Annotated in this window: 17 protein-coding genes; 6 read left to right on the top strand and 11 right to left on the bottom strand. The window is 43.6% G+C overall.

All coding sequences use genetic code 11. The features are described from left to right. Positions 1–264: 264 nt before the first annotated feature. The 5 genes from L6421_RS00855 to L6421_RS00875 all read right to left on the bottom strand — a co-directional run bounded on the left by L6421_RS00855 (position 265) and on the right by L6421_RS00875 (position 7,313). A complete protein-coding gene (locus L6421_RS00855) occupies positions 265–2,370 on the bottom strand; it encodes a putative bifunctional diguanylate cyclase/phosphodiesterase (protein ID WP_237262085.1) in 2,106 nt (701 codons plus the stop codon). Positions 2,371–2,485: 115 nt separating this feature from the next. Next, positions 2,486–4,606: a sensor domain-containing protein gene (locus tag L6421_RS00860; protein WP_237262086.1), complete on the bottom strand. Its 2,121-nt coding sequence runs from the start codon at positions 4,604–4,606 to the stop codon at positions 2,486–2,488. Between the two features lie 112 nt (positions 4,607–4,718). Further along, complete coding sequence (locus L6421_RS00865; RefSeq protein ID WP_237262087.1) at positions 4,719–6,092, bottom strand: TRAP transporter large permease; 1,374 nt, start codon at positions 6,090–6,092, stop codon at positions 4,719–4,721. Further along, positions 6,092–6,673 carry a TRAP transporter small permease subunit gene (locus L6421_RS00870; RefSeq protein WP_237262088.1) on the bottom strand — a complete coding sequence of 194 codons (582 nt, stop codon included), beginning with the start codon at positions 6,671–6,673 and terminating at the stop codon, positions 6,092–6,094. The genes L6421_RS00865 and L6421_RS00870 overlap by 1 nt, the downstream gene beginning before the upstream one ends. 226 nt (positions 6,674–6,899) lie before the next feature. After that, complete coding sequence (locus tag L6421_RS00875) at positions 6,900–7,313, bottom strand: hypothetical protein (protein WP_237262089.1); 414 nt, start codon at positions 7,311–7,313, stop codon at positions 6,900–6,902. 168 nt (positions 7,314–7,481) lie between these two features. On the opposite strand from L6421_RS00875, the gene L6421_RS00880 reads away from it, so the two are divergent. From L6421_RS00880 to L6421_RS00890, 3 genes are all read left to right on the top strand, one after another. After that, on the top strand, positions 7,482–9,818 hold the full coding sequence (locus L6421_RS00880; protein WP_237262090.1) for a primosomal protein N': 2,337 nt from the start codon (positions 7,482–7,484) through the stop codon (positions 9,816–9,818). Positions 9,819–10,068: 250 nt separating this feature from the next. After that, positions 10,069–10,641 (top strand): Tll0287-like domain-containing protein, encoded by a 573-nt coding sequence (locus L6421_RS00885; protein ID WP_237262091.1) that lies wholly within the window; start codon positions 10,069–10,071, stop codon positions 10,639–10,641. Further along, entirely contained in the window at positions 10,641–11,147 is a 507-nt protein-coding gene (locus L6421_RS00890; protein WP_237262092.1) for a hypothetical protein, read from the top strand. The genes L6421_RS00885 and L6421_RS00890 overlap by 1 nt, the downstream gene beginning before the upstream one ends. An 82-nt stretch (positions 11,148–11,229) precedes the next feature. On the opposite strand, the gene bioC is transcribed toward L6421_RS00890, so the two are convergent. The 5 genes from bioC to bioB form a co-directional block, all read right to left on the bottom strand. After that, positions 11,230–12,189 (bottom strand): malonyl-ACP O-methyltransferase BioC, encoded by a 960-nt coding sequence (bioC, locus tag L6421_RS00895; protein ID WP_237262093.1) that lies wholly within the window; start codon positions 12,187–12,189, stop codon positions 11,230–11,232. A 3-nt stretch (positions 12,190–12,192) separates the two neighbouring features. Then, complete coding sequence (bioH, locus tag L6421_RS00900; RefSeq protein WP_237262094.1) at positions 12,193–12,990, bottom strand: pimeloyl-ACP methyl ester esterase BioH; 798 nt, start codon at positions 12,988–12,990, stop codon at positions 12,193–12,195. Between the two features lie 145 nt (positions 12,991–13,135). Next, a complete protein-coding gene (locus L6421_RS00905) occupies positions 13,136–16,087 on the bottom strand; it encodes a DUF748 domain-containing protein (RefSeq protein ID WP_237262095.1) in 2,952 nt (983 codons plus the stop codon). A 176-nt stretch (positions 16,088–16,263) separates the two neighbouring features. Beyond that, complete coding sequence (gene bioF / locus L6421_RS00910; protein ID WP_237262096.1) at positions 16,264–17,451, bottom strand: 8-amino-7-oxononanoate synthase; 1,188 nt, start codon at positions 17,449–17,451, stop codon at positions 16,264–16,266. A 45-nt stretch (positions 17,452–17,496) separates the two neighbouring features. Continuing rightward, positions 17,497–18,516 (bottom strand): biotin synthase BioB, encoded by a 1,020-nt coding sequence (gene bioB / locus L6421_RS00915; protein ID WP_237262097.1) that lies wholly within the window; start codon positions 18,514–18,516, stop codon positions 17,497–17,499. 294 nt (positions 18,517–18,810) lie between these two features. Here bioB and L6421_RS00920 point away from each other — a divergent pair, with 294 nt between their 5' ends. The 3 genes from L6421_RS00920 to L6421_RS00930 all read left to right on the top strand — a co-directional run bounded on the left by L6421_RS00920 (position 18,811) and on the right by L6421_RS00930 (position 21,871). Continuing rightward, on the top strand, positions 18,811–19,488 hold the full coding sequence (locus L6421_RS00920) for a ComF family protein (RefSeq protein ID WP_237262098.1): 678 nt from the start codon (positions 18,811–18,813) through the stop codon (positions 19,486–19,488). Between the two features lie 160 nt (positions 19,489–19,648). Beyond that, the gene (locus L6421_RS00925; RefSeq protein WP_237262099.1) at positions 19,649–20,545 is read left to right on the top strand and encodes a cation diffusion facilitator family transporter; all 897 of its coding nucleotides are present in this window, start codon (positions 19,649–19,651) and stop codon (positions 20,543–20,545) included. A gap of 78 nt (positions 20,546–20,623) precedes the next feature. Next, positions 20,624–21,871 (top strand): diguanylate cyclase, encoded by a 1,248-nt coding sequence (locus L6421_RS00930; RefSeq protein ID WP_237262100.1) that lies wholly within the window; start codon positions 20,624–20,626, stop codon positions 21,869–21,871. A gap of 21 nt (positions 21,872–21,892) precedes the next feature. On the opposite strand, the gene L6421_RS00935 is transcribed toward L6421_RS00930, so the two are convergent. Continuing rightward, on the bottom strand, positions 21,893–22,579 hold the full coding sequence (locus tag L6421_RS00935; RefSeq protein WP_237262101.1) for a zinc metallopeptidase: 687 nt from the start codon (positions 22,577–22,579) through the stop codon (positions 21,893–21,895). Positions 22,580–22,946: the final 367 nt, after the last annotated feature.

Consider the following 22,946-nt stretch of genomic DNA (forward strand, 5'->3'; position numbering starts at 1 on the left):
AATATTCCTAAATGAGTTTTGATTATTGAACGGTATATTGCACTTATACGGCCAATATTAGAAATAGATATGAAAATCAACTGGTTAGGGTGTGTTTAAGTTTAAATGTAAGAATTTAAGCTTAAAACTGTTCTAAAATGTATACAAAGTTAGTCAAAATGGTGCGTGTTATGTATTTTTTGGTAAGGGATAAAAGGGAATAAACTTAAAAATGCAGATAAACAGCGGGGTCGGAGTGAATAAGAATGTAAGGAATTGTAAGAATTATTTGCTATGGTTAACTAAGAAGTTCTGTTCGAACTCTAGGGCAGGACAAGGTTTGCTGTAATAGTAGCCTTGAATCAATATATCTTGATGTTGTTGGCGAATGAACTCGGCCTGTTGTTGGTTTTCAACACCTTCGGCTACGATGTTCAATGATTTGGTCTGCGCCAAGCGTACAATGGATTCGACAATCGCCATATCATCAGGATTTTCAGGTATATGGCGAATGAAACTCTGGTCTATCTTGAGCTCGTGAATTGGCAGTTTTTGTAGATAGCTCAAGGATGAGTAGCCTGTTCCAAAATCATCAATAGAGATGTGGAAACCTAAGCTGACTAAATGTTGGATTTTTTGCAGAGCCAAATCGGTATTGCGGATCAATACCCCTTCGGTCAGTTCGAGAGTGATGTTGTTGGGATTGACCAGGGTGAATTTGACCAGGCCTATGACCAGTTCTACAAAACTTTGCTCATGGAACTGGATTGGACTGATATTGATTGAGATTCGAATATCGCCATATTTTTTGTTCCAGGCTTTGGCCTGCAAAAAGGCTTTGTGCATCACCCATAGGCCAATTTTGATAATCTGTCGACCTTCTTCGGCAACGGGGATGAATTGGCCAGGAGGAACAAGTCCCAAGCTTGGATGGAACCAGCGTAATAGCGTTTCGGCACCAACGGTTTTGCCTTGTGAATCGACCTGGGCTTGGAAATAGAGTTGGAATTCATCATCCAATTCAGAGTGATTGAGTGCTTGTAGCATCTCTAGACGTTGTTTGGCGACCGCGCTGAGTTTGTCTTCAAACAGGTAAGCCTGATTGCCGCCTAGGTTTTTGGCCTCATGCATCGCGAGGTTGGCATGACGAATGATTTGATCGATATTTTCGGTTTCAAGCCCTCTGTTAAAGAGATAAACCCCGATACTTGCGGTGATGTGTAATGAACGATTTTTGATGTTGTAGCGATCAGCCAGGCTTTCTCTGATCTTGTGCGCTAAACTCAAGATATGGGTCGTGGTTTCGTCGAAATCTTGACTGACTTCTTTTAGCAGGATTGCAAACTCATCCCCATCCAAACGTGCAACTAAATCGTCGGTCGAGGTTAATGCCGAAATCTTTTGCGAGACTAAAATCAATAATTGGTCTCCAATCGCGTGCCCGAGGGTATCGTTGATCATTTTGAAGTTGTCTAGATCAAGCAATATCAACCCTGAAAAACTTTGCGATTTGGGTTGGTTGTTCAGGGTACTGACTAGGTGATTATTAAGTAATGTACGGTTTGCTAGGCCGGTTAATTCATCATAGTAAGCTAGACGTTCAATTTCATTACGGGCTTCTTGAATATCGGTAATATCTTGTAAAACACCGATAAAGTGTTCGATATTACGGTTCTCATCGGTCATCATCGAAAGACTCAGTACCGCGTGGTATTGAGAATTGGCTGAAGGGGTGAGTTGTACCTCTCCGCTCCAGCATGACTCGTCTAATAGCGCTTTCATAACCGAATCGAAAGGGACTCTAAACACCACCTGTTTTTGTAACCATTCGATATAAGTCATGCCTTGCAATGTTTCAGGCGTTAAACCGGTATAGGCAGAAAAGGCAAAGTTCGGCTGGGTAATATAGCCATGGGCATCGGTAATGAATTGGCCAGCGTAACTGGCATCCATTAGTTTGCTTTGCGCTTCGGCTTGTATTTGCAATGATTGATCCTGGATTAGAATCAATAGGCTTTCGGTTTTTTGTGCAAGCGATTGGATTTTATGGGCTTTGATGATGATCGGTATCAGGCAGGTTTTGCTATTTGTATCGGACTCACATCTTATCCATAACAAAGGGCTGGAATGAATCTCTTTACTCAGTAAATTTTCTTTTAACCACTGCTCAACATCAAACTGAATTCGGTCCCGTTTATGGCTGTAGACCTCAAGTTGTTTAAATAAGGAATCATTTTGATTGGAAAGCTTAATATAAGATTGGGCTTTCTGGTTGATTAGGTGAGGTTTGAGGTTCAATGAAAATAGAATCAAACCATCATGAAAGCTGTCGGCAATTTGCTGTTTCTGATTTTTATGTGCGAGACTTAGCTGTTCAATTAGCGAATTCATCTCGGGCTCAAATTGCGGTAATATCATGTATTTAGAGGATTCTTAATAAATTAATAAAATCTATAATACATAAATAAATGCGGGTCGCAACAACAATTATTGTGTAGGTAAGAGATTATTGTTCTAAAAATTGTTTTTCAAATTTTTTGGCAGGGCACGGTTGGCTGAAATAGTAACCTTGAATCAATATATTAGCCGACTGTTGTTGAATGAAATCAAGTTGTTCCTTGGTTTCGACCCCTTCGGCGACAATACGTAAATCTTTGGTTTTTGCAAGGTGCACAATAGATTCGACAATGGCAACATCTTCTTTGCTGTTAGGAACTCGTGAAATAAAGCTTTTATCGATTTTGAGTTCGTGAATAGGTAATCGCTGGAAGTAACTTAATGAAGAGTAACCGGTACCAAAGTCATCAATTGAAACCTTAAACCCAAGTTCGACGATGCGTGCAATTTTTTCCACGGCATTTTCTGTGTCAGAGATCAGAATCCCTTCGGTAAGTTCTAAGGTGATATTCTTGGGGTCTACCTTGGTTTCTATCATGATGGAAATGACATTCTGAATAAAGTCGGCTTCATGAAACTGGATAGGACTGATATTGATTGAGAGATTAAAGTCTGGTTTTATGCGTGTCCAAGCTTTAGCTTGAATAAACGCGTGGTACATAATCCAAGCGCCCAGTTTAAGGATTTGCTGGCTCTCTTCGGCAATTTCAATAAATTTATTGGGGGGTATGAAACCAAGTTCGGGATGTTCCCATCTGACTAAGGTCTCGGCACCATGCAGTTGGTTTCCAGATCCTATTTGAGCTTGGAAGTAGAGCTTGATTTGGCCTTTTTGGTAGGCAAAGGTTAAATCGTGTTCGAGTTGACGGCGGCTTTTTATCTCGGCACTTAAAGCGGGTTCATAGATATAGATATTATTTTTTTTCTTAATATCTTTGGCTTTACTGGCGGCTAAATCCGCTTTGATAAGCAAGCTGTCCGCATTTTCGTTCTCTTCGCGAGGGTAGACAACCAAACCGATACGGGTCGAACTGTGGAGCGTTAATTCATCGACTAAAAAGTGCTGGTTGAGTGCTTTGGCTATTTTTTGCGCTAATTTCACCGCATTGCGAGTCGCTTCTTCAGTATCCGCCGCTCGATCCTGGGTCGCAACCACAAATTCATCCCCGCCCACACGGGCGATATTGTCTTCTTCACGAAGAACGGATTTTAAGCCTAAAGCCACTTTCTTAAGGAATTGGTCGCCTGTTCTTCTGCCAAAGGCATCGTTAATGCTTTTAAAGCGATTGATGTTGATATATAACAGCGCGCTATAGGAGTTGTGACGGCGATGATTCTTAATGGTCGAATTGATGTATTCAATGGCAAGCTTTCGATTGGCAAGCCCTGTTAAGTTGTCATAAAAAGCCATGTGTTCGATACGGTTATGGGCTTCTTTGATATCGGTGATGTTTTGCAAGTTAACAATGTAATGCTCGATGTTGTATTCTTTATCGGCAATCATTGAAATACTCAATACCGCATGGAACACCATATCTTTGGTTGGGTGTAATGTCACTTCACCACTCCAAAACTTCTGTTCCAACAAGGTTTTCAGGATACCGTTGGTATCATTTTTCAAATCGACTTGCTGTTCCAGCCATTGCATCAGGGTCATTTTCTGCAACGTTTCTTTACTGAGTCCGGACATGGCGATGAAGCTGTCATTAGGTTTAATGATATAGCCCTTCTCATTGGAAATGAACTGTGCGGTATAGCTGTTGAACGCGGCTTGCATTAAACGTTTTTGTCCATCGGCTTCAGTATGAACACTACGGTCATAAATGACCAATAATAGGTTCTTGATTTGCCCCTCTTTATTCAGCATCGCTTTGGCACTGAATAATAGAGGAGTGCTCTGCAATGTCAGGGGATCGCTGTACCAAAGTAAGATTTCAGTTGGGTCTTTTGAAATCGTGTTTTTAATCTCGTTGAGCCAATGCTCTAGTTTGAACGACAGGGTGGCTTTTTTGTTTTTGTAGAGTGAGAGGCGACGATTTTCTGGATGAAACTTCTCATCGATTGAGAGTAGGAGTTTGGCTTGTGTATTGATTGTGTGGATGTCGAGTGAAGGTTTGAACACAATTATCCCATCATGAATGGCATCAAAGATTTCACGCTTGTTTTGCCGTTCTTCACGAATTCTTTCTAAAGAGTTTTCAAGCTCAGTAAGTTGGGAGTTAGTGTCCATTAAAGGAATGACATCCTATCAATAATTAGTACAAGGGCTAATGATTCTAGCCGATGTCTTGCTAGCATAAAAGCCCTATTAATGCTTAATATGGGCATTAGTCTGGTGAATTTTAATTCTCATAGATGACGCCCGGCAACCACGTCACAAGCTCTGGCCAAATAGCCAAAACACCAAGCATTCCTAACTGTATGAGAATAAAAGGAATTGAACCTTTGTAAATGTCTGTGGTCTTCAATTCTTGAGGGGCAACACCACGTAGATAAAAAAGTGCAAAACCGAATGGCGGAGTTAAAAAAGCCGTTTGTAAGTTGATGGCAATCATGATGCCAAGCCAAATCGGATCAACTCCCATCATCAATAAGATGGGGGCGACGACCGGTACAACCACATAGGTGATCTCGATGAAGTCTAAAAAGAAACCTAACACAAACATCAGCGCCATCACGATGAGCATGGCGGTAAAGACCCCGCCAGGCAAGTCGGTCAATAGTTCGGTAATCAAATCATCGCCACCCAAGCCTCTAAAAACCAAAGAGAAAAACGCCGCACCAATAAAGATTAAGAATATCATGCTGGTGACTTGTAAGGTGTTCTGCATGACTGTTTTTAGTGTTCTTAGGCTTAATTGTTTGTTGACCAGAGCTAACAGTAAAGCCCCTAAAGCCCCTAAGGAGGCCGCTTCGGTTGGGGTTGCGTAGCCACCTAAAATCGAACCCAAAACCAATAAGATGAGCAATAAAGGAGGCAGCAAGCTTTTTATGACACGACTGACCAGGCCTGGTGCCACGGGTTCACCTTGATGGCTTGGAATGCTTTCAGGTTGACTGATGGCTTTGAATACAATGTAACCCATATAGGCCACAACCAGTAGTAAGCCCGGTAATAAAGCACCTACAAAAAGGTCGCCAACAGAGAGGGTTTCGGGTGAGAAAATACCTTGGTTGAGTTGAGCTTGTTGATAAGAGGATGACAGAACATCCCCCAATAAAATCAGTACGATTGATGGCGGAATGATTTGCCCTAGGGTTCCCGAAGCGCAAATGGTGCCGCTCGCGACTTTAGGACAATATCCTTGCTTGAGCATGGTCGGTAAAGCCAGTAAGCCCATGGTAACCACGGTTGCGCCCACAATACCGGTGCTGGCCGCCAGTAATGCGCCCACGATAATCACGGCGATACCTAATCCACCTTTAACACCTCGCATGACTTCTTCCATGGTCTGTAGCAGGCCTTCGGCAATCTTAGATTGTTCCAGCATGATGCCCATAAATACAAAAAGCGGTACAGCAATGAGGTTGGCGTTGCTCATGATGCCAAAGATGCGATTGGGTATGCTTTGTAAAAACGCCATGTCGAAAGCGCCAAAAAGATTGGCCACCAAAGCAAATAACAGCGAAACCCCGGCTAGGGTGAATGCGACCGGAAAACCGGTTAACAGAGCAATAAAAACTAGGGCAAACAGAACTAAAGCTAACCATTCCATTATAGTTTCCCCTCCGTTTCAATATCGGTATCAATATCCGATTCTATCCTCGGATGAGGGTCTGAGAACAAGGTTAAACCGGACTTGGCTAAAACCGCCAAAGACTGCAGAATGACCAAGCCAGCCATAATGATGATCAAGGTTTTTAGCATATATAAATAGGCTAAACCACCCGCTTCGCCAGAGGCTTCTCTAATCTGCCAACTGGTGCTGACATATTCCCAACCCGACCAAATGATGAATGTCATTACCGGCAGGGCAAATAACAGCGTCCCCAAAAAATTCACCCAAGCTTTTTGATTCTCATGCATCTGTGAGTAAAAAACGTCCACCCTAACGTGTTTATCTTGTTCATAGGTATAAGCGATGCCGAGCATGAATAAAATCGCATGGTTATACATAATGCTCTCTTGCAATGCGATGGAACCGGAATTGAAGCCGTAACGCAAAATGACCACCAATGCGGTGATAAGTACCAAAGATAAACTTCCCCAGGCCACCAGTTTTCCAAAATGTTTTTGAAAACGGTTTTGCATAAGGACAAATTGAGTAAGAAATTGGGAAAAATTCGATAACGGCATGTTTTATATTTTAATATCGTTTAAGTAGTCCTTATTATTTTAACGATTTTATGCCGGGTTTAGCGAATTTATATTAATAGTCGCCAGTTCTGCTTGAAGAAAGGGGGGGCGGTAATGTGTCGTTTCGGGGTTGTTTGGTAGATATGCGGCTGTAAATAAGCCTGGTTTCAATCCTTTGACAGCGGAGAATGACCAGGCCTGGTGGGTTTGATATTCGATTTTACGGTTATTCTAAAAACCACATCACATCATAAATGATTCGGGTGCGAGTGTTCATGATGGCAATGTCTTCACCAATACGGATGCGAACATAATCCCTCGGAAGAGGAGGTAGGTGTCGTTCCAACTCATAAGGTAATCGACTATAGCTTATATTGTGCGGTAAGGCTTGATGTCGATGGAAGTGTCGATATTGGCGTTTTTGCTGGCCTGGAGGCATTCCATGCGGGTGAGGCTTACGATAATTATAGGTATAGTATTGCTTGATTCTCATTCTATCTGCGGTACTAAAATACAAGCTGACTTTTGTGTTAGGCCCGACATTATGATGGCTGGAAACTTGCACTGATTGGCGAGTCACACAACCTGTGGAAGCCAAGACGGCTGTACCGAGAAGTATGATAGAAAGTGTTTTCAACATGGTAAACCTCCATGAAATGCGTTTGTCATCTCTAGATTATCACTAAACAGTCTACCAAAAGTTGAATTAAATCATGAAATAAGCTTTCTTAACTGTGAATAAAAAATTATTGGGGGGTATCGAAATAACTCAAGCGAGTTTTTCCTAGAAAATGAAATTAGCGGTAAAATGGCTCCATTATTTTCCGATATAACCGTTAAGAGCCATTCATTGCAAAACCCTAAAATCGCCAAGGTTGCCGTTCCAGGACCTTTTTTATTTCCCCTTGATTACCTTCTCGATGCCGAGCAAGATCTGTTAACTACGGATTGCGCCACCGAAATTAAAGCGGTTGTCGGTGGGCGAGTTTGGGTGCCCTTTAGAAATAAGAAAGTGATTGGCATGGTGATGGAGATTAGTGAATCAGCCGATTACGAACTCAGCAAAATCAAGCCGATTGAAGAAGTGATTGATATTGAACCTCTGTTTGATGCAACCCAGCTTGGTTTATTGAATTGGGCGAGCCAGTATTATCACGAGCCAATCGGTGATGTGATGTTGGCGGCGTTGCCAAAACGCCTAAGAGCCGGTGAAAACGCTGAGATTAGCGGTATGCAGTATTGGCAGCTTTCGGCAGAGGGGCGCAGTAAAACCTTAGAGGATATTTCCCGTCGTGCGCTTAAACAGCGCCGAGTCTTTGCGCAATTCTTGGATCAAAAGTTGAAGTCGGAATCTGATTTGAATGCCGAACTGGAAAATTGGCGTAGTGCCGTCAAAACGTTCACTGAAAAGGGCTGGTTGGAAACCGCTCACGGCCCCTGTTTAAGAGAGTCCAACTATGCACCCGCACCGAATCATACTTTAAATGATGCCCAAAAATCCGCGGTTGATGCGGTGTTGGAATCGCAGCAAATTCAAAAGCGATTTCAAGCCTTTTTATTGGAAGGCATTACCGGAAGCGGTAAAACCGAAGTCTATTTAGGCATGATTGAATCCATGCTGAAGCAGGGCAAGCAAGTCTTGGTTTTGGTTCCTGAAATTGGTCTGACACCGCAAATGGTGTCGCGTTTTGAAGCTTTCCTGCAAACGCGGGTCGCGGCGTTGCATTCCAATTTAAATGATTCCGAACGCCATTGCGCCTGGCACTTGATTCGTACCGGGCAGATTCAAGTCCTGTTGGGTACACGGTCAGCGGTTTTCACGCCATTTAAAAACCTGGGTTTATGCATTATTGATGAAGAGCATGATCTCTCTTATAAACAGCAGGAAGGGTTTCGCTACTCAGCACGAGATTTGATGGTGCAGCGGGCTTATCGTGAACAGATACCTGTGGTGTTAGGCTCGGCCACCCCTAGCTTGGAAACCCTGCATAACGCAAAAACCGGGCGTTATACACATTTGCACTTAAAACAACGCGCCGGTGTGGCCAAGCTGCCCAGTTTGAAGCTGTTGGATATTCGTGGCGAAAAAATACAAGAGGGGGTTTCCAGACCACTCAAAACCGCCATGACCCAACATCTACAAGCTGGTGGTCAAGCCCTACTGTTTTTGAATCGCCGAGGTTTTTCACCGGTATTGATGTGCCATGATTGTGGTTGGCAAGCGGCCTGCCCGAGTTGTGACGCCAATATGACGTTCCATATGATTTCTGGGCAAAATGCCGATGGCACTGTGGCCGGTTATCTGCAATGTCACCATTGCGATGAACAAATGGCGAAACCACACTCTTGCCCAAGCTGTGCAAGTGAAGAGTTCGTCAATGTGGGTCAGGGAACCGAACGTTTAGAAGAGACCATTAAAGAGTGGTTTCCAGATAAGAAAGTCCTCAGGATTGATCGGGATACCACTCGTTTAAAAGGCTCGATGGCGGAGTTGACCGGTATCGCCCAGCGTGGTGAGGCGGATATCTTAATAGGCACACAAATGTTGGCCAAAGGGCATCATTTTCCCAATGTGACCTTGGTGGGATTGTTGGATATCGATCAAGGCCTGTTCAGCGCCGATTTTCGTGCGGCGGAAAGAATGGCGCAACTCATCTTGCAGGTATCGGGGCGAGCCGGGCGAGCTGAAAAAGCCGGTGAGGTCTTGATTCAAACCCATCATCCTGACCATCCGTTATTAACCACTCTTATCCAACAAGGCTATGATGCTTTTGCCACCAAAGCCTTGCAGGAACGTCAAGATGCGTTGTTGCCGCCGTTCAAATATCAAATTTTGATTCGTGCCGAAGCGACACATCCAAACGACGGCATGCTGTTTTTAGAATCCTTGAAAGCGGGGCTGCAAAACTATTGGCAGCAGTGGCAAGAAGCCAAAATGGTAGAAGCCGATATCGATTTTTGGGGGCCGGTTTCCGCCCCGATGCTTCGTCGTCAGGGACGCTACCGTTATCAATTGATGCTGCAATCGTTAAATCGAGGTGACTTGCATCGTCTTATTAGCGAGATGCAACCGCATATCTACAATAGTCCATTAAGCCGCAAGGTACGCTGGAGTATTGATGTCGATCCGCAAGAGATGTATTGATTCTTCCTTTTTGGGTTGGATTGTTAAGTTTTTCAACGGCTATTTTGTTGTTCTTATGTCCTCGAATTTAGCGTTCTCTTCATGCTTTTTACCTATTTACCAGGCCTGCTTTTTATAATCAATAAATTTTATATGGTTATAAATTTATTGCTTTTCGTGTTTGGATTCATACAATGGCTAAATAATAATAAAACTCATTTAGCTCAATATTAGAATCAATCAAGTACACAATGCAAACTAGGACGAAATTATGAAAACCAAATTACTGACAATCGCTTTGTTAAGTGCAACGATGAATAGCAATGTATTTGCTAACGAAGCCATATCGGCGAATGTGGAAGAAGCACGCAATTTAGTAAAAATGTTTGGCGGTCAATTAAAGCCTGAGCTTCAAAAGGCGATGAAATCGGGTGGGCCGGTTTCCGCGGTTGAATTTTGTCACGCCAGAGCACCTGAAATCGCACAGACGGTCGCAGAGAAAAGTGGTTGGAAGGTTAACCGTGTGAGCTTAAAACCGCGTGGTGCCACCGCTTCACCTGATGCTTGGGAAACCGAGGTGTTAAAGCGTTTTGACGCGGAAAAGACCGCAGGTGTAGAGGTGAAAACGATGGAGTTTTCTGAAGTGGTTCATGATGGCGCTAAAACAACTTTCCGTTATATGAAACCGTTGGGAACGGCAGAAGTGTGTTTAGTGTGCCATGGTACAAACTTGACCGAACCAGTTAGACAAGCGATTGCAAAATACTATCCACAAGACCAAGCGATGGGCTTCAATAAAGGCGATATTCGTGGAGCATTCAGTTTTTCAAAAGCGGTGAACTGATGAAAACCTTTATTGCTTCAATCATGGTGTTATTGGCGTTTTCTGCACAGGCAGAATCCGAGCAAACACAATCAATCGAACCACAGACTTTACATGTTCAAAGCTTTGAAGATCAGTGGGAAAAACCAATAGAGCTTAATCAACAGGTGAAATGGCTGGTGATTAGCCAAGCCAAAGACGCGGGTAAAGTGGTTAAGGAGAGTTTCGATACCTTACAGCTCGCCGATTTGAATCAATATCAATTGCTTTATATCGCAGATATCTCTGGAATGCCCGGTTTTGTTACCAAGATGTTTGCGTTACCTAAAATGCGTGATAATGCATTCAGAATGGCGTTGATCAAACAAGAAGGTCTGCTAAATAAAATGCAAATAGCAGGGTTGGATAAAGAGTTTGTGACGGTGCTGACTTTGGATGGCTTGAAGGTTAGGAATACCCAGGTATTTAGAGATCAAGCCACGTTTACCAGCTTCTTGCAAACTCAAGTGCTGAAAATCGCAAAATAAAGGTTTTGGCTAGCGATTAAAAAGGCCGGTACCTGAATGGGGTATCGGCCTTTTTTGTTTTAAATGGCAGAGAGAAGGGGCGTTATTTCTTGAGTTGTTTTGAGAACTCATCGAGTGAGATTTCGACATAGCCGGATTTGTCGCGGTTAGGTCCTTTAACGACTTCTTGCGCGGCCCAGGCGTGACCGTGAACCACTTCGTAGGTTGCCGGTATTTTATTGTCCTTGTGACTGCGCAACGCTTCATAGGCGTTGAGCATGGCGGAAAAACGCTGTTTACCCATTAGGCCATTGTTACGCTGTTTATTGGCATTGGTGGCACCAATTGCCTTAAGGTCTTTTAGAATCCCCATCGGTTGGTCATAGGTTAGGGTGAAAATTTCCATATCCATAACCGGTTGGCCAAAGCCATTGCGAATCAAGGCATCACCAATATCGTGCATATCGATAAAGTTATTTACATGCTCGTAGGTTGCATCGGCGGTTTGCCAGGCCTGCTTAAGTTCTTTAAGGGTATCCGGGCCAAAGGTGGTGAACATCAATAAGCCTTCTGGACGCAATACCCGTCTAAATTCAGCAAAAACCTGATCTAAATCATCACACCACTGCAGCATTAAATTACTGACAATCAAATCAACGCTGTCATCGGCAAAAGGCAATTGGTTAACATCGGCATTCACCGCCGTAGCCGCTTGGCGGGTGGCGATGGCTTTAGTAAGTTTGCAGTTGCTCAAAAACTGGTTGAATGGCTTAGGTAGGTTCGGCCAGCGAGGTGCTTGTAAACGTGGTTGAGCCATTTTTAGCATGCTCGGCGAGAGGTCAACCGCAAACAGTTGGGCGTGAGGGTAGCGTTTGATTACTTGTTGGGTCAGCAGGCCGGTGCCAGCACCTACATCTAAAATGGTATTCGGTCCGATAGTGGTCAGCGCTAAACGCTCATCAATGCGTTCCGCCACGGTTTTTTGCAAAATCGCGGCATCATCATAACTGGGAGCGGCATGGTTGAAGTGTTGTTGAATATGTTGGCGGCTAAAGCTTTGCATGGATTACGCTTGTGTTAAAAATTTCAGGATATACTCAGCGGTTTCGTCAGGCTGAGAGAAAAACGGGATATGGCTTCCGCCTGGAATCACTTGGATTTGGGCATCAGGTTGCAATTCACCGAGGTTTTCACGAATCTCTTGTGGAATCAAAGGGTCGCACTCTCCCAACAACCAAAAAGTAGGCATGGTCAGCTGTTTGAGTTGTGCACGGTTGTCCATGTCTTTTAACAATATCAAGCCTTGGTTCAACGCGACCAGGCCTGGTAATTTGCGAGTGGACATGTGCTCACCCAACGCCTTCATCAATGCACGGCTGTTTGCAGAGCCTTGCAATTGCAAGCGCCAAAATTTCTTCAAGACACCGCTGACTTCAATGCTGATCGCCTGAATGAAGTCACCAATGATTTGCGGGCTAACCGAGCGTTGCCAACCATCATTTTGAGTGAAGCGCGGTGTGGTGGCCAAACAGATTAAACTCAAGACCCGGTCGGGATGTTGCAGGGCGATTTGTTGAGCCAAGAGTCCCCCTAAAGACCAGCCTAACAAATGGGTTTTCTCTGGCATGGCATCGACAATCGCCTGAATCCAATCGGCTTGAATATCATGGCTGTTGGCTAAGGCAGGACTGTCGCCATAACCGGGTAAATCAATCAGCGTTAGGCTATAGTCTTTACCCAATTTTTCTGTTGCCCAGCTTTCCCAAACACGGCTTTCCGCACCCCAACCGTGAATCAATGTGAGGTTGGGGTTGGGCTGATGGTGTTCATCAAAAGAGGGAATGACAAGCGTGTTTAATTTCATGCGGGTATTTTAGCGTTTTTTGCACAGATTGGTGTAAGGCATTGCACTTTACAAAGCGGCAAATTCATTTCGCGTGATAATTGGCATAAGCAAAAAGCCACCAGGCCTGGTGACTATGTATAAATCAAAGTACCTTGGGGTTAACTTAAATACTGAGTTTCACCTGACTTTTTTGGTCGTCTTTGCCGATGACCGGGTCGCACAGGATAATTTGGTTATTGGACGTTCCCAAATTCATCAGGTGGCGTTTAATCACCTTTTGACGTTCTTCCGCCAGTTTAAGCAGCTCTTTATTGCTGATCTCGATATCCGGTACGACGATTTTCTGGTTATTCTTTTGCTCGCTTTGCTGTTTGATCGAGGCTTCTAACGCTTGCTGTTTCAACGCGAAACGGTCGCGTTCAGAAGCGCCTTCACACAGTTTGATTTGAATTTTTCTACGTTCTGTCAGGAGTTTATTCAGTTTATTGAGGTAGGCCTGCATTTCGGCAGAAAGCGTAGTCGTGCCCGGCGTGAAATCAACCGCCTGAAGGGTGATGTTTGAGCCTTTGTCGAGAGCATATTGACCCACCAAGGCAATCGCGCCGAAAGGCTGTAAAGCCAGTAGTAGATAAGTGCGGGAAGCGGCGGCAAGTGCTTTACCCAAAGCGGTATTAATCACATCATGGATTTTAAAACTGGGGTTATTCAAATCACCTTGAATGGGAAGGGATAGGGCGATATTGTCATTTTTATCCTGTAGTAAACTCAACCCGGCCTGCAACGGAACTGGAAAGCCTTTTTCTATGGCTTGGGTTTTTTGGTTGTCAACGGACTTTATCTTGAATTTATTGAGTTTGATATCGTTTTTAGCGTCGATGGTATTGTTATCAATTTTGGTGGTGAGTTTGGCGCTTAACTGACCACTTTCAATTTTATAACCCAACTTCTGTTCCACAAGGGGGGAAAGATCGTTTAATGCCAAACCGTCCAGATTGCTTGAGGCATAAAAATGCTTGGTAGGTTGCAGTGGTGTCAAATCCCCTTTACTGCTGAGGCGGCTGAACTCATCAAACGCAACTTTTAATGAAAAGTCACTGGTTTTCTGCGGTTGTTGGCTGGCGATTCTGCCCAAAGCAAACTGTTCAAGTTTTAAGGTTTTTTTCAAAGCCGGTTTGGTTTGCTCAAGAGTGACATGAACCGGGTTATTGCCCGATAACTTGATTGACGCCAAGCTATAGTGGAATGGCGCTTCCGGGTTTTGTGCGGCCTCAGCAACGGCGGTTTGTTTGTTGACACCGGTCGGTTTTGGTGTGTCAGCCGACTCGGCTAACGCCGCCAAAAGCGTTTCCAGTTGGGTGATTTTGTTGTCCTGGGTAACTGAGAGATGGGTTTCACTGTCTCTAATCGCTAGATTACCTAAAGTTAACCGTTTAGCCTTATTCTGTTCTTGATAATGGGCGTTGTTGAGTTGGATCTGACTAACCGCCAATAGGCCTGGTAGCTTTTTATTTTGAGCGATTGCCAAACCTTGAAGTCGAATATCTTGCAAGCCGATATCTTTTAGGTTAATGATATTCAATTCTGCAATATTCAGTGTTCTGGCTTTGGCGATTGTTAAGTTTTGCTGTCGATTAGCCAAGCTGAAGTCGGCAATTTCCAGCTTACCTTTAGAGTCGAGCGCCATAGCTTGATGGTTTTTAAGGTTTAAGGCACCTTGCCAGTTCAGTTGGTTAAGTTGTGCCTCCAACTGCGCTTGGTGGGCGCTGAGATTCGTGAGTTCAACCCCTCCATTTTGGGTTAAGGCTAAGCCATTTTCGTTTAGGGAAATCTGGTTGTTTAAGGTGGCCGATATATCCGTGTTTAAACGCATTTTCTGATTGGCGTCGTCAAGCTGCAAGCCCTTAAGATTGAGTTTCTCCGCTAGAGTGATTTGGGTTTCTTGGCTTTTGTTGAGTGTAAATTTTCCGTTGAGATTGGCCTGCTTGAAGGCGATTTCAAGCGGTTTGGCTTGGCTCGTATCACGGAATTCCAACCCCTTGATGCTTAAGCTTTTATTGCTGTTAATATGAAGTGTTTCACCAAGCTGAATTTGGCTTTGGCCATTTAACGCGATTTGTTGGATTTGAGCGATAAAAGGCGCTTGATTGAGGTTGATGGCATCGGCTTGCAATAAACCGTTTAAAGCGATTTTCGTGTCGCCTGTAGCTTGTGTCGGCTGGGTCAGATACAAATCACCTTTCCAGCCAAGTTGTCGGATCTTCGCTTGGTTTTCATCTTGAATGAGTTGTATGTCTTGCAGGGCAATCTCACCTTGTTGAAACAGTTTGATGCCTTGTTTGCTTTGCTCAAGGGTAAAGGTGATGTTGCTGTTTAGGTTACCGTTAAAAATCAAGTCTGATTGCGGTACAAAGTGTTTGAAATTGGCTAAGTTAATGCCGTGTGCTTGCAAGGTTCCAACGATTTTTGGGGTGTCGGCAAACAGATGTAGCTGCAGATTGGCTTTAATCGGTTGTTGGTTAAGGGTACTTTTAATAATTAAACGTGCATAGTCCTCTTTGGACCACGCGTGTAAGGCATTCAGGGTTAGATTTTCGATATCGAATTGGGTGGTCTGTTTTTGGTAGTGCAGTGAGATTTGAATCTGCTTTAAATCAATATTATCCAGGCCTGGTAAAAAACTGAAATGGCTGGATTTCTGCTTGGCTGTAGCATCGCTTTTTTTGGAGCTTAACGGGATTCCTGCTAAAAAAAGCGCTTGGTCTTGATTGAGTTCAAATGGCAATCGGGCATTTTCAAAACTAAGCGATTCAATCCAAATGCGTTGTTGAAACAACGAAATCACATCCAGGTTTACGCCCAATAGCCCGATTTGGGCAACCGCTTTCTCGGTATCCGCTTTTTGAAACAGTTGTAAATCGTGAATTTGTACGACACCTTTAAGCGGATTCAGATCAACTTTGCTCAGTTGAACCTGCTGTATGCCATAAGGTTTGGCGTAATCGAGAATGAGTTTTTGGGCGAGTTGCTGTACCAGATAAGGCAATGCCAAAATAAAGGCGATAAGTAGCACGATAATGCCACTTTTCCAACGATTGCGAGTTACCCAAAAAGCCATTTTATTTATCTCATGCTGTTCTATACGCGGATACAAGGTAGTCATTATTTGAATGTGTAAATAATGAATGCTGAGTCATAAGTATAACGCAACTTTTGCACTATAGAATTACTTGGTTAAGTCTTTGAGATTATTTTAATGTTTGCTGTGAGCCAATCTGTCAGCTAAAGAGTCATTCATACAGAGGATGTTGATTGAATCGCTTTTAGGGCATCCAGCAACTGGTCGATTTGCTCTGGGGTATGGATTGCACTCAAGGTCACTCGGAGTCGAGCTTGGTTTTGGGGTACGGTTGGCGGACGAATCGCAGTCACCCAAAAACCGGCTTGTTTCAAAGCTTCACTCCACTCAACGGCGGTATCACTTTTGCCAAGCATAATGGGCTGAATCGCGGTATCGCTTGGCCAAAGCTGTAAGCCGATCTGGAGCGCTCCCTCTCTAAAATGCTTGATGTTTTGTTGTAAGGTTTCACGTGAAGCTTGGCCGTTTTTTACCAGTTTTAAGGCTTCACGAATGGCCAATGCATTGAGTTGCGGCATTGCGGTGGTGTAAATATAGGGTCGGGCAAATTGAATTAAGCTTTCAATCAAAACCGAACTGCCGGCCACAAATGCGCCTGAAGTACCGAATGCCTTGCCTAAGGTACCAACCAGTATGGTGTTTTCATCGGGCTGTAAACCAAAGTGCTCAAAACATCCTTTACCATGTTCACCTAATGCTCCAATTCCATGTGCGTCATCTACAAACAACCAGGCCTGGTACTTCTGTGCAAGTTGTTGCATGGCTTTTAACGGTGCGATATCGCCATCCATGCTAAACACACCATCGGTGACAATCATCGCTTGGCTGTGCTTGGCTTGCGCTTGTTGCAGACGACGCTCCAAAGCTTGCATATCCAAATGAGGATAGCGTTTAAAATCGGCTTCCGATAAACGTGCGCCATCGATCAGAGAGGCGTGATTGAGTTTGTCGGCTAGGATGATATCGCCAGCATGCATCAAGGTTTGTTGTACTGCTAGGTTGGCCATATAGCCGGTGGAGAATAATAGGGTTCTTTCAACGCCAAGCCAATCGGCTAATTCGTCTTCAAGCAGGTGATGGTGTAAGTGGTGGCCTGTGACTAAATGTGCCGCACCTGAACCGTAACTTAAGTCTTGTTGGGTTTGTAAGCCCTCGATTAAAGCCTGTTTGATTTGCGGGTGATTCGCCAGACCTAAATAATCGTTGGATGAAAAGTTGATACACTCAATGCCGTTGATGTTCATGTCGGGCTGTTGCGCCGAAAACACCAAAGGACGACGACGATAGAGGTAATCAGCCTCTCGTTGTTCTAATCGTGGTTGAAAACGTTTTTTGATAGACATGAAATAAATATCGGTTCAGTGTGTTGTCTGAACCGATTAACCTGATTAAGCGGTCAGTTCAGTGATTTGTTCGGCCATTTTTTTGGCTTTAGCTTCGGCTTTGACGTTTTGTTGCATTTGGATGCCCAGTTTTTTAAATAGCTGAATATCGTGGTCAGACTCTGGGTTCTCGGTAGTCAGTAACTTATCACCGTAGAAAATCGAGTTGGCACCGGCAAAGAAGCATAACGCCTGGGCTTCATCGGTTAAGGTCATACGTCCAGCGGACAAACGCACATAGGTTTGCGGCATGACGATACGTGCCGCGGCAATTACGCGGATAAATTCAAATGAATCGGTTTTCCCTTTCATATGAGCCAAAGGGGTGCCTTCAATCGGTACCAATAGGTTTATCGGTACTGAATTTGGATGCATACGCATGGTGGCGAAGGTGCGTAATAGCTCTGCACGGTCGGTGTGTTGTTCACCCATGCCGATGATGCCGCCAGAACAGACATTGATTCCCGCTTCTTGCACCTTGTCGATGGTGTCTAAACGGTCTTGATAGTTACGCGTGGTAATGATCTTCGGGTAGAACGCTTCAGAAGTATCCAAATTGTGATTGTAGTAATCCAATCCGGCTTCTTTAAGCTGTTTGACCTGATCATCATTCAACATTCCCAAGGTTAGGCAGGTTTCAAGCCCTAGATCTTTAACCACACGCACCATCTCTAACACGCGAGGAAAGTCTTTTTTGGTTGGGTTGCGCCATGCGGCTCCCATACATAAACGGGTTGCCCCACGCTCTTTGGCCACCAAAGCTTGTTCGATGACCTCTTGCACTTCCATCATCTGCTCTTTTTCTATGTCAGTATGGTTGCGGGCGCTTTGTGAGCAGTAAGAGCAGTCTTCAGCGCAACCTCCAGATTTGATGTTTACCAGAGTGCTGGTTTGCACCTCATTTGGATTGAAGTACTGGCGATGAACACTTTGCGCTTGGAACATCAAGTCGTTGAAAGGTTGATCCATAATCGCGCGGATTTCATCCACAGTCCAATCATGTCTAATTTCTCCAATATTTTGCATATTCATCACTCTATTCCAGTATGGTGTTTTGTGCCTTGAGCCAATGGTCGTTTTGTATTGGCAGCTAAGGAATCAATTTGTAATTACGTTATTATAGCTTATAGAGAACTTTACACGAGTGAGCTGCGAAAGAAAAATGAGAGAAAATTTTCCTGAATGGGGCGGGAAATGCAGTCAATAGCTAGTTATTGGCCAATTTTCCAATGAAATCCAGGTGAGTTTAGCCATTTATATTCGAGCCTTGAACTTTGCGAAGGTCTCAAGTAACCCCTTTTACAAGAAAAGGAGTCTGAAGTGCATTGGTTAGAAAAGTGGCTGTTGCCACCCAAATGTGTCATTAGCGGTCAAGAGTCGGCTGAACGTGATATTGCAGAACAATTGGTTGAGCAATGGGCTGTGCCTAAGGCGGTGTGTCCACAGTGTTGTGAACCGAGCTTTGCAGGAGAAGTTTGCGGAAGGTGTTTAACCCAACCACCAGCGTTTGATCAAACGCAAGTTGGGTTTTATTTTGATGCCGAATTGACGGATTTGATTCATGGGCTTAAATACCAAGGTAAGCCGGCTTATGCACGTGTTTTGGGGGAGTTGTTAGCGGAAAAAATACAACCCCAAGGGGTGGAAGCCTTGCTTGCGGTTCCTTTGTATTCTGCTCGTTATCGACAAAGGGGGTTCAATCAAGCGGAGTTGATTGCGGAAACCCTTGCCGACAAGTTGGCGATTCCGCTAATTAAACAAGCGGTCTTTAGGGTTAAGGATACGCCTAGCCAAACCCATTTGAATGCCAAACAACGCGGTCATAACCTAAAAAACGCTTTTGATGTCGATTCCGCCAGGCTACAAGGAATCGAAAAAATCGCTTTGCTGGATGATGTCATTACCACAGGTGCGACCATGCAGTCGTTAGCCCAAAAAATCAAACAACATACCTCAATCGAACAAATACAGGCCTGGGCGGTAGCCAAAACTAAATAGTTTAATTTTTATCACTTAAATCTTATATTTTAGGATTGATATTTATACTTAATAACTAGGTGAGATTTTTAATCAAGATGGTACAATCAAACCCGATATTCAATTCAATATCTAAGCCCTATTGCTAACCAGTCGTTATTTAATCCCGCTAGGAAAATTTATGGACGTTCAGCCGGTTTCACATCATCACAATCATATTGCCAAAGTCGATAATTCCAGTCAACGTAAAGTCCTGATTGCCGGAGTCATTACCGCAAGCTATATGCTGGTTGAGATTATCGGTGGATTATGGGTGAACTCAATCGCTTTAGTGGCCGATGGGGTGCATATGCTGACCGATGCCATGGCGTTGGGTATCGCCTGGTGGGGGTTTTATATGGGACAAAAGCCCGCCAATGAACGTATGACATTCGGTTATCAGCGTTTTCAGATTTTAACGGCGTTTGTAAATGGATTTACTCTGTTGTTGATAGTGGTTGGGATTATCGGTATGGCGATACATCGATTTATGGAGCCTCAGGAGGTGATGGGTAAAGAGATGTTCATTATTGCGGTGATAGGTCTGTTGAATAACTTGATCGTGTTTTGGATTTTACATTCAGGTGACCAGCATAATATGAATATGCGTGGGGCTACTCTACACTTTTTAGGGGATACCTTGGGTTCCGTGGCGGTTATTGGCGGTGCGATATTGATTTACTACACCGGTTGGATGCCGATAGACCCAATTTTATCGGTCATTATGGCGGTAATCATCGGTATAGGGGCTTATCGTTTAACGCGTGAATCGTCCCACCTTTTATTAGAAGGGGTTCCAGCGGGTTATGAAATTCAGGATATTAAAGAAGATTTGGAGTGTCATTTTGATTATTTGACTTCCGTCCACCATATTCATATTTGGGCGATTGCCGAGGATCAAGTGGTGATGACCCTACATGCCAAGACCGATTTACAGCATATTAATGATAGGACTTTGTTGGAAATAAAAGATTATCTCTTGCATGAACATAAAGTACATCATGTCACGCTTCAACTGGAAACAGAATATCTTTTATAAATTTTGAATGAAACGTCCAATGAATTTGAAGAGTGAAATTTACAAAAAATCTAAGTAGATGAAAGGATAACTTATTTCATGCCACAAGAAATTATCTTGGTGATTGAAGATCAAAAATCAATCGCCCAGTATTTGCAGCAAAGACTAAGTGAGGTTCTACCCTATTCAGTAGAGGTGGCCGAAAGCTATGCTGAAGCTAAAAGAGTCATAAACTCTGGTGTACCTATTTTAGTCTGTTTGAGTGATTTGAACTTGCCGGACGCGGCTGAGGGGGCAACGGTTGAATTGTTGCGAAAAGCGAACATCACAACGGTGGTGTTAACGGCCAGCTACAGTGAAGAGACTCGCCAGAAAATGCTCGCACAACGGGTAGCCGACTATGTGGTTAAAGATGGCGCATCAGCGATTGATTACGCGATTAGTGCGGTTGTGCGTTTAGCGCAAAACTCCGATAAATGTGTCTGGTTGATTGCTTCCGGTTCACGTTCTTCAAATAGACTGTTGGGTTTATTAAATATTCAACGTTATGTCGTTAAGGTGTTCGATGACTTCAAAAGTGCGCTTAAAAAATTAGAAGGGGGCGCGGTACCTGAGCTACTGATGTTGGAAGGTGCTGAGAAGATAAAAGGGGGTGATGTTTTGGCATTTATCGCCAATGTACGCTCAAGTTATTCAGTCAATCAGTTGCCAATAATGGTGTGTGAGACTTCCGAGAATGTAAGTTTGGCCATCAAGTTGATGAAGTACGGAGTGAATGATTTCTATAATTTAAGCCTTTCAGCAGAAGAGTTGTTTGTGCGATTAAACCAAAACATAGACCAAACCCATTCTTATAAAGAGATTGAACGTATATCAAGAACTGATGCATTGACCAATTTATATAATCGGAGGTGTTTCTTTTATTTTGGTGAAAGCTATTTCAAGCAGCTTCAGCAATTAAATACCCCGTTTTTTGTCGTGATGGTCGACATCGACCATTTCAAGAAGGTCAATGATACTTATGGTCATCAAAAAGGTGATGAGGCGATTGTCTTTACCGCAGGGGCTTTAGCCAAGTTGTTTAGCGGATTTACCATCGCCCGATTTGGGGGTGAAGAGTTTTGCGTGTTGGGTGAAGCGAAAGATAAAGCGTCAATTTTGAAAGTTTGTGAGGATTTTAGGCAAGAGGTTGAAATCTTTTCAAAATTTCAAACGGATGTCGGATTTACCGTCAGTGTCGGGGTGAGTTTTAAGGGCGAGAACCTTGAACAAGCGATAAACTTTGCCGATAGCGCGCTTTATTTGGCAAAAGAGAGTGGGCGCAACCAGGTGCAAGAATACAAATAAATGAGACTCGACAAATTAAAACTATCGTTTTAAAGCCTTCAGCCATTTCCATAGATTAAATAAACTCGATAGCGAGGCCGCCACGTAAGTCATTGCGCAGGCAAACAAAATACGTTTGGCTGTTTTGTGGTCTTTTTTGTTAAGGTATTCACCTTGTTCTAAAAGCGGCAGAGCACGTTTAAAACTGGCATCGAACTCCACCGGCAAGGTGCTTAAGTGGATGATTACCGGTACACCCATCGCAATAAACCCTGCACCAAAAGTCAGTAGCGCCACCATCGGAGTATGCGCTAAAGGAATCAATAACGGCGTTATCATTAATGCCATACCCGCAAACTTTTGCATGATGGCGGCACGTTCGATCAGTGCGGTACGCTGCTTGAGTTCTGGGTAGTCGTATTTGTCTTGTAAAGCGTGACCGATTTCATGAGCCACCGTGGTAATCGCGGTTAATGAATTGCTATGCGCGTTGGCTGTTGAAATTCTAACGACTTTTTCAATCGGGTCATAGTGGTCGCCTTGTTCGGTCTCTTCCACTTTCACTCCAGTGAGTTCATGTTTTTGTATCAGGTGCTCGGCAAACTGTAATCCCGTTCCGGGGATGTATGGATGCGGGGTGCGGTGTTTGTTTAAAATCGCTTTGGTCCACAAGCTTGGCAGGGTGGTCAGAATAAATAAAACGATAAACAATACAATCAGAATACCCATGGGATGCTTTTCAGTTCTTTTGGTAATTGCGTGCTATTTTACGGGATTTGATCAAGTTTGTTTTACTACGTTGTGTTGTTCATGACTAAATAATCATATTTGAATTATTTTTATAATTCACAGCCTAATTTCGTTTAATAGAGCTATCATCGGGAGTATTTATATACTGCTAATTTAAAGATTATGCCGTTATTAGCTTTAATAACACAATAATTGAGTATGATTTTTAGAGTAACATTAACCTCACTAAAGTAAATACATTGATTGCTTGAGTTGATAAAAGGTGGCAAGATTTTCTGGCATAAACAATGCTGTTAATGCTATCGTAAATCGAAGACGGTTTGCTGAATATTTAATATATTTCAAT

This window comes from Thiomicrorhabdus immobilis (genome assembly GCF_021654855.1).
Classification (GTDB): Bacteria; Pseudomonadota; Gammaproteobacteria; order Thiomicrospirales; family Thiomicrospiraceae; genus Thiomicrorhabdus; species Thiomicrorhabdus immobilis.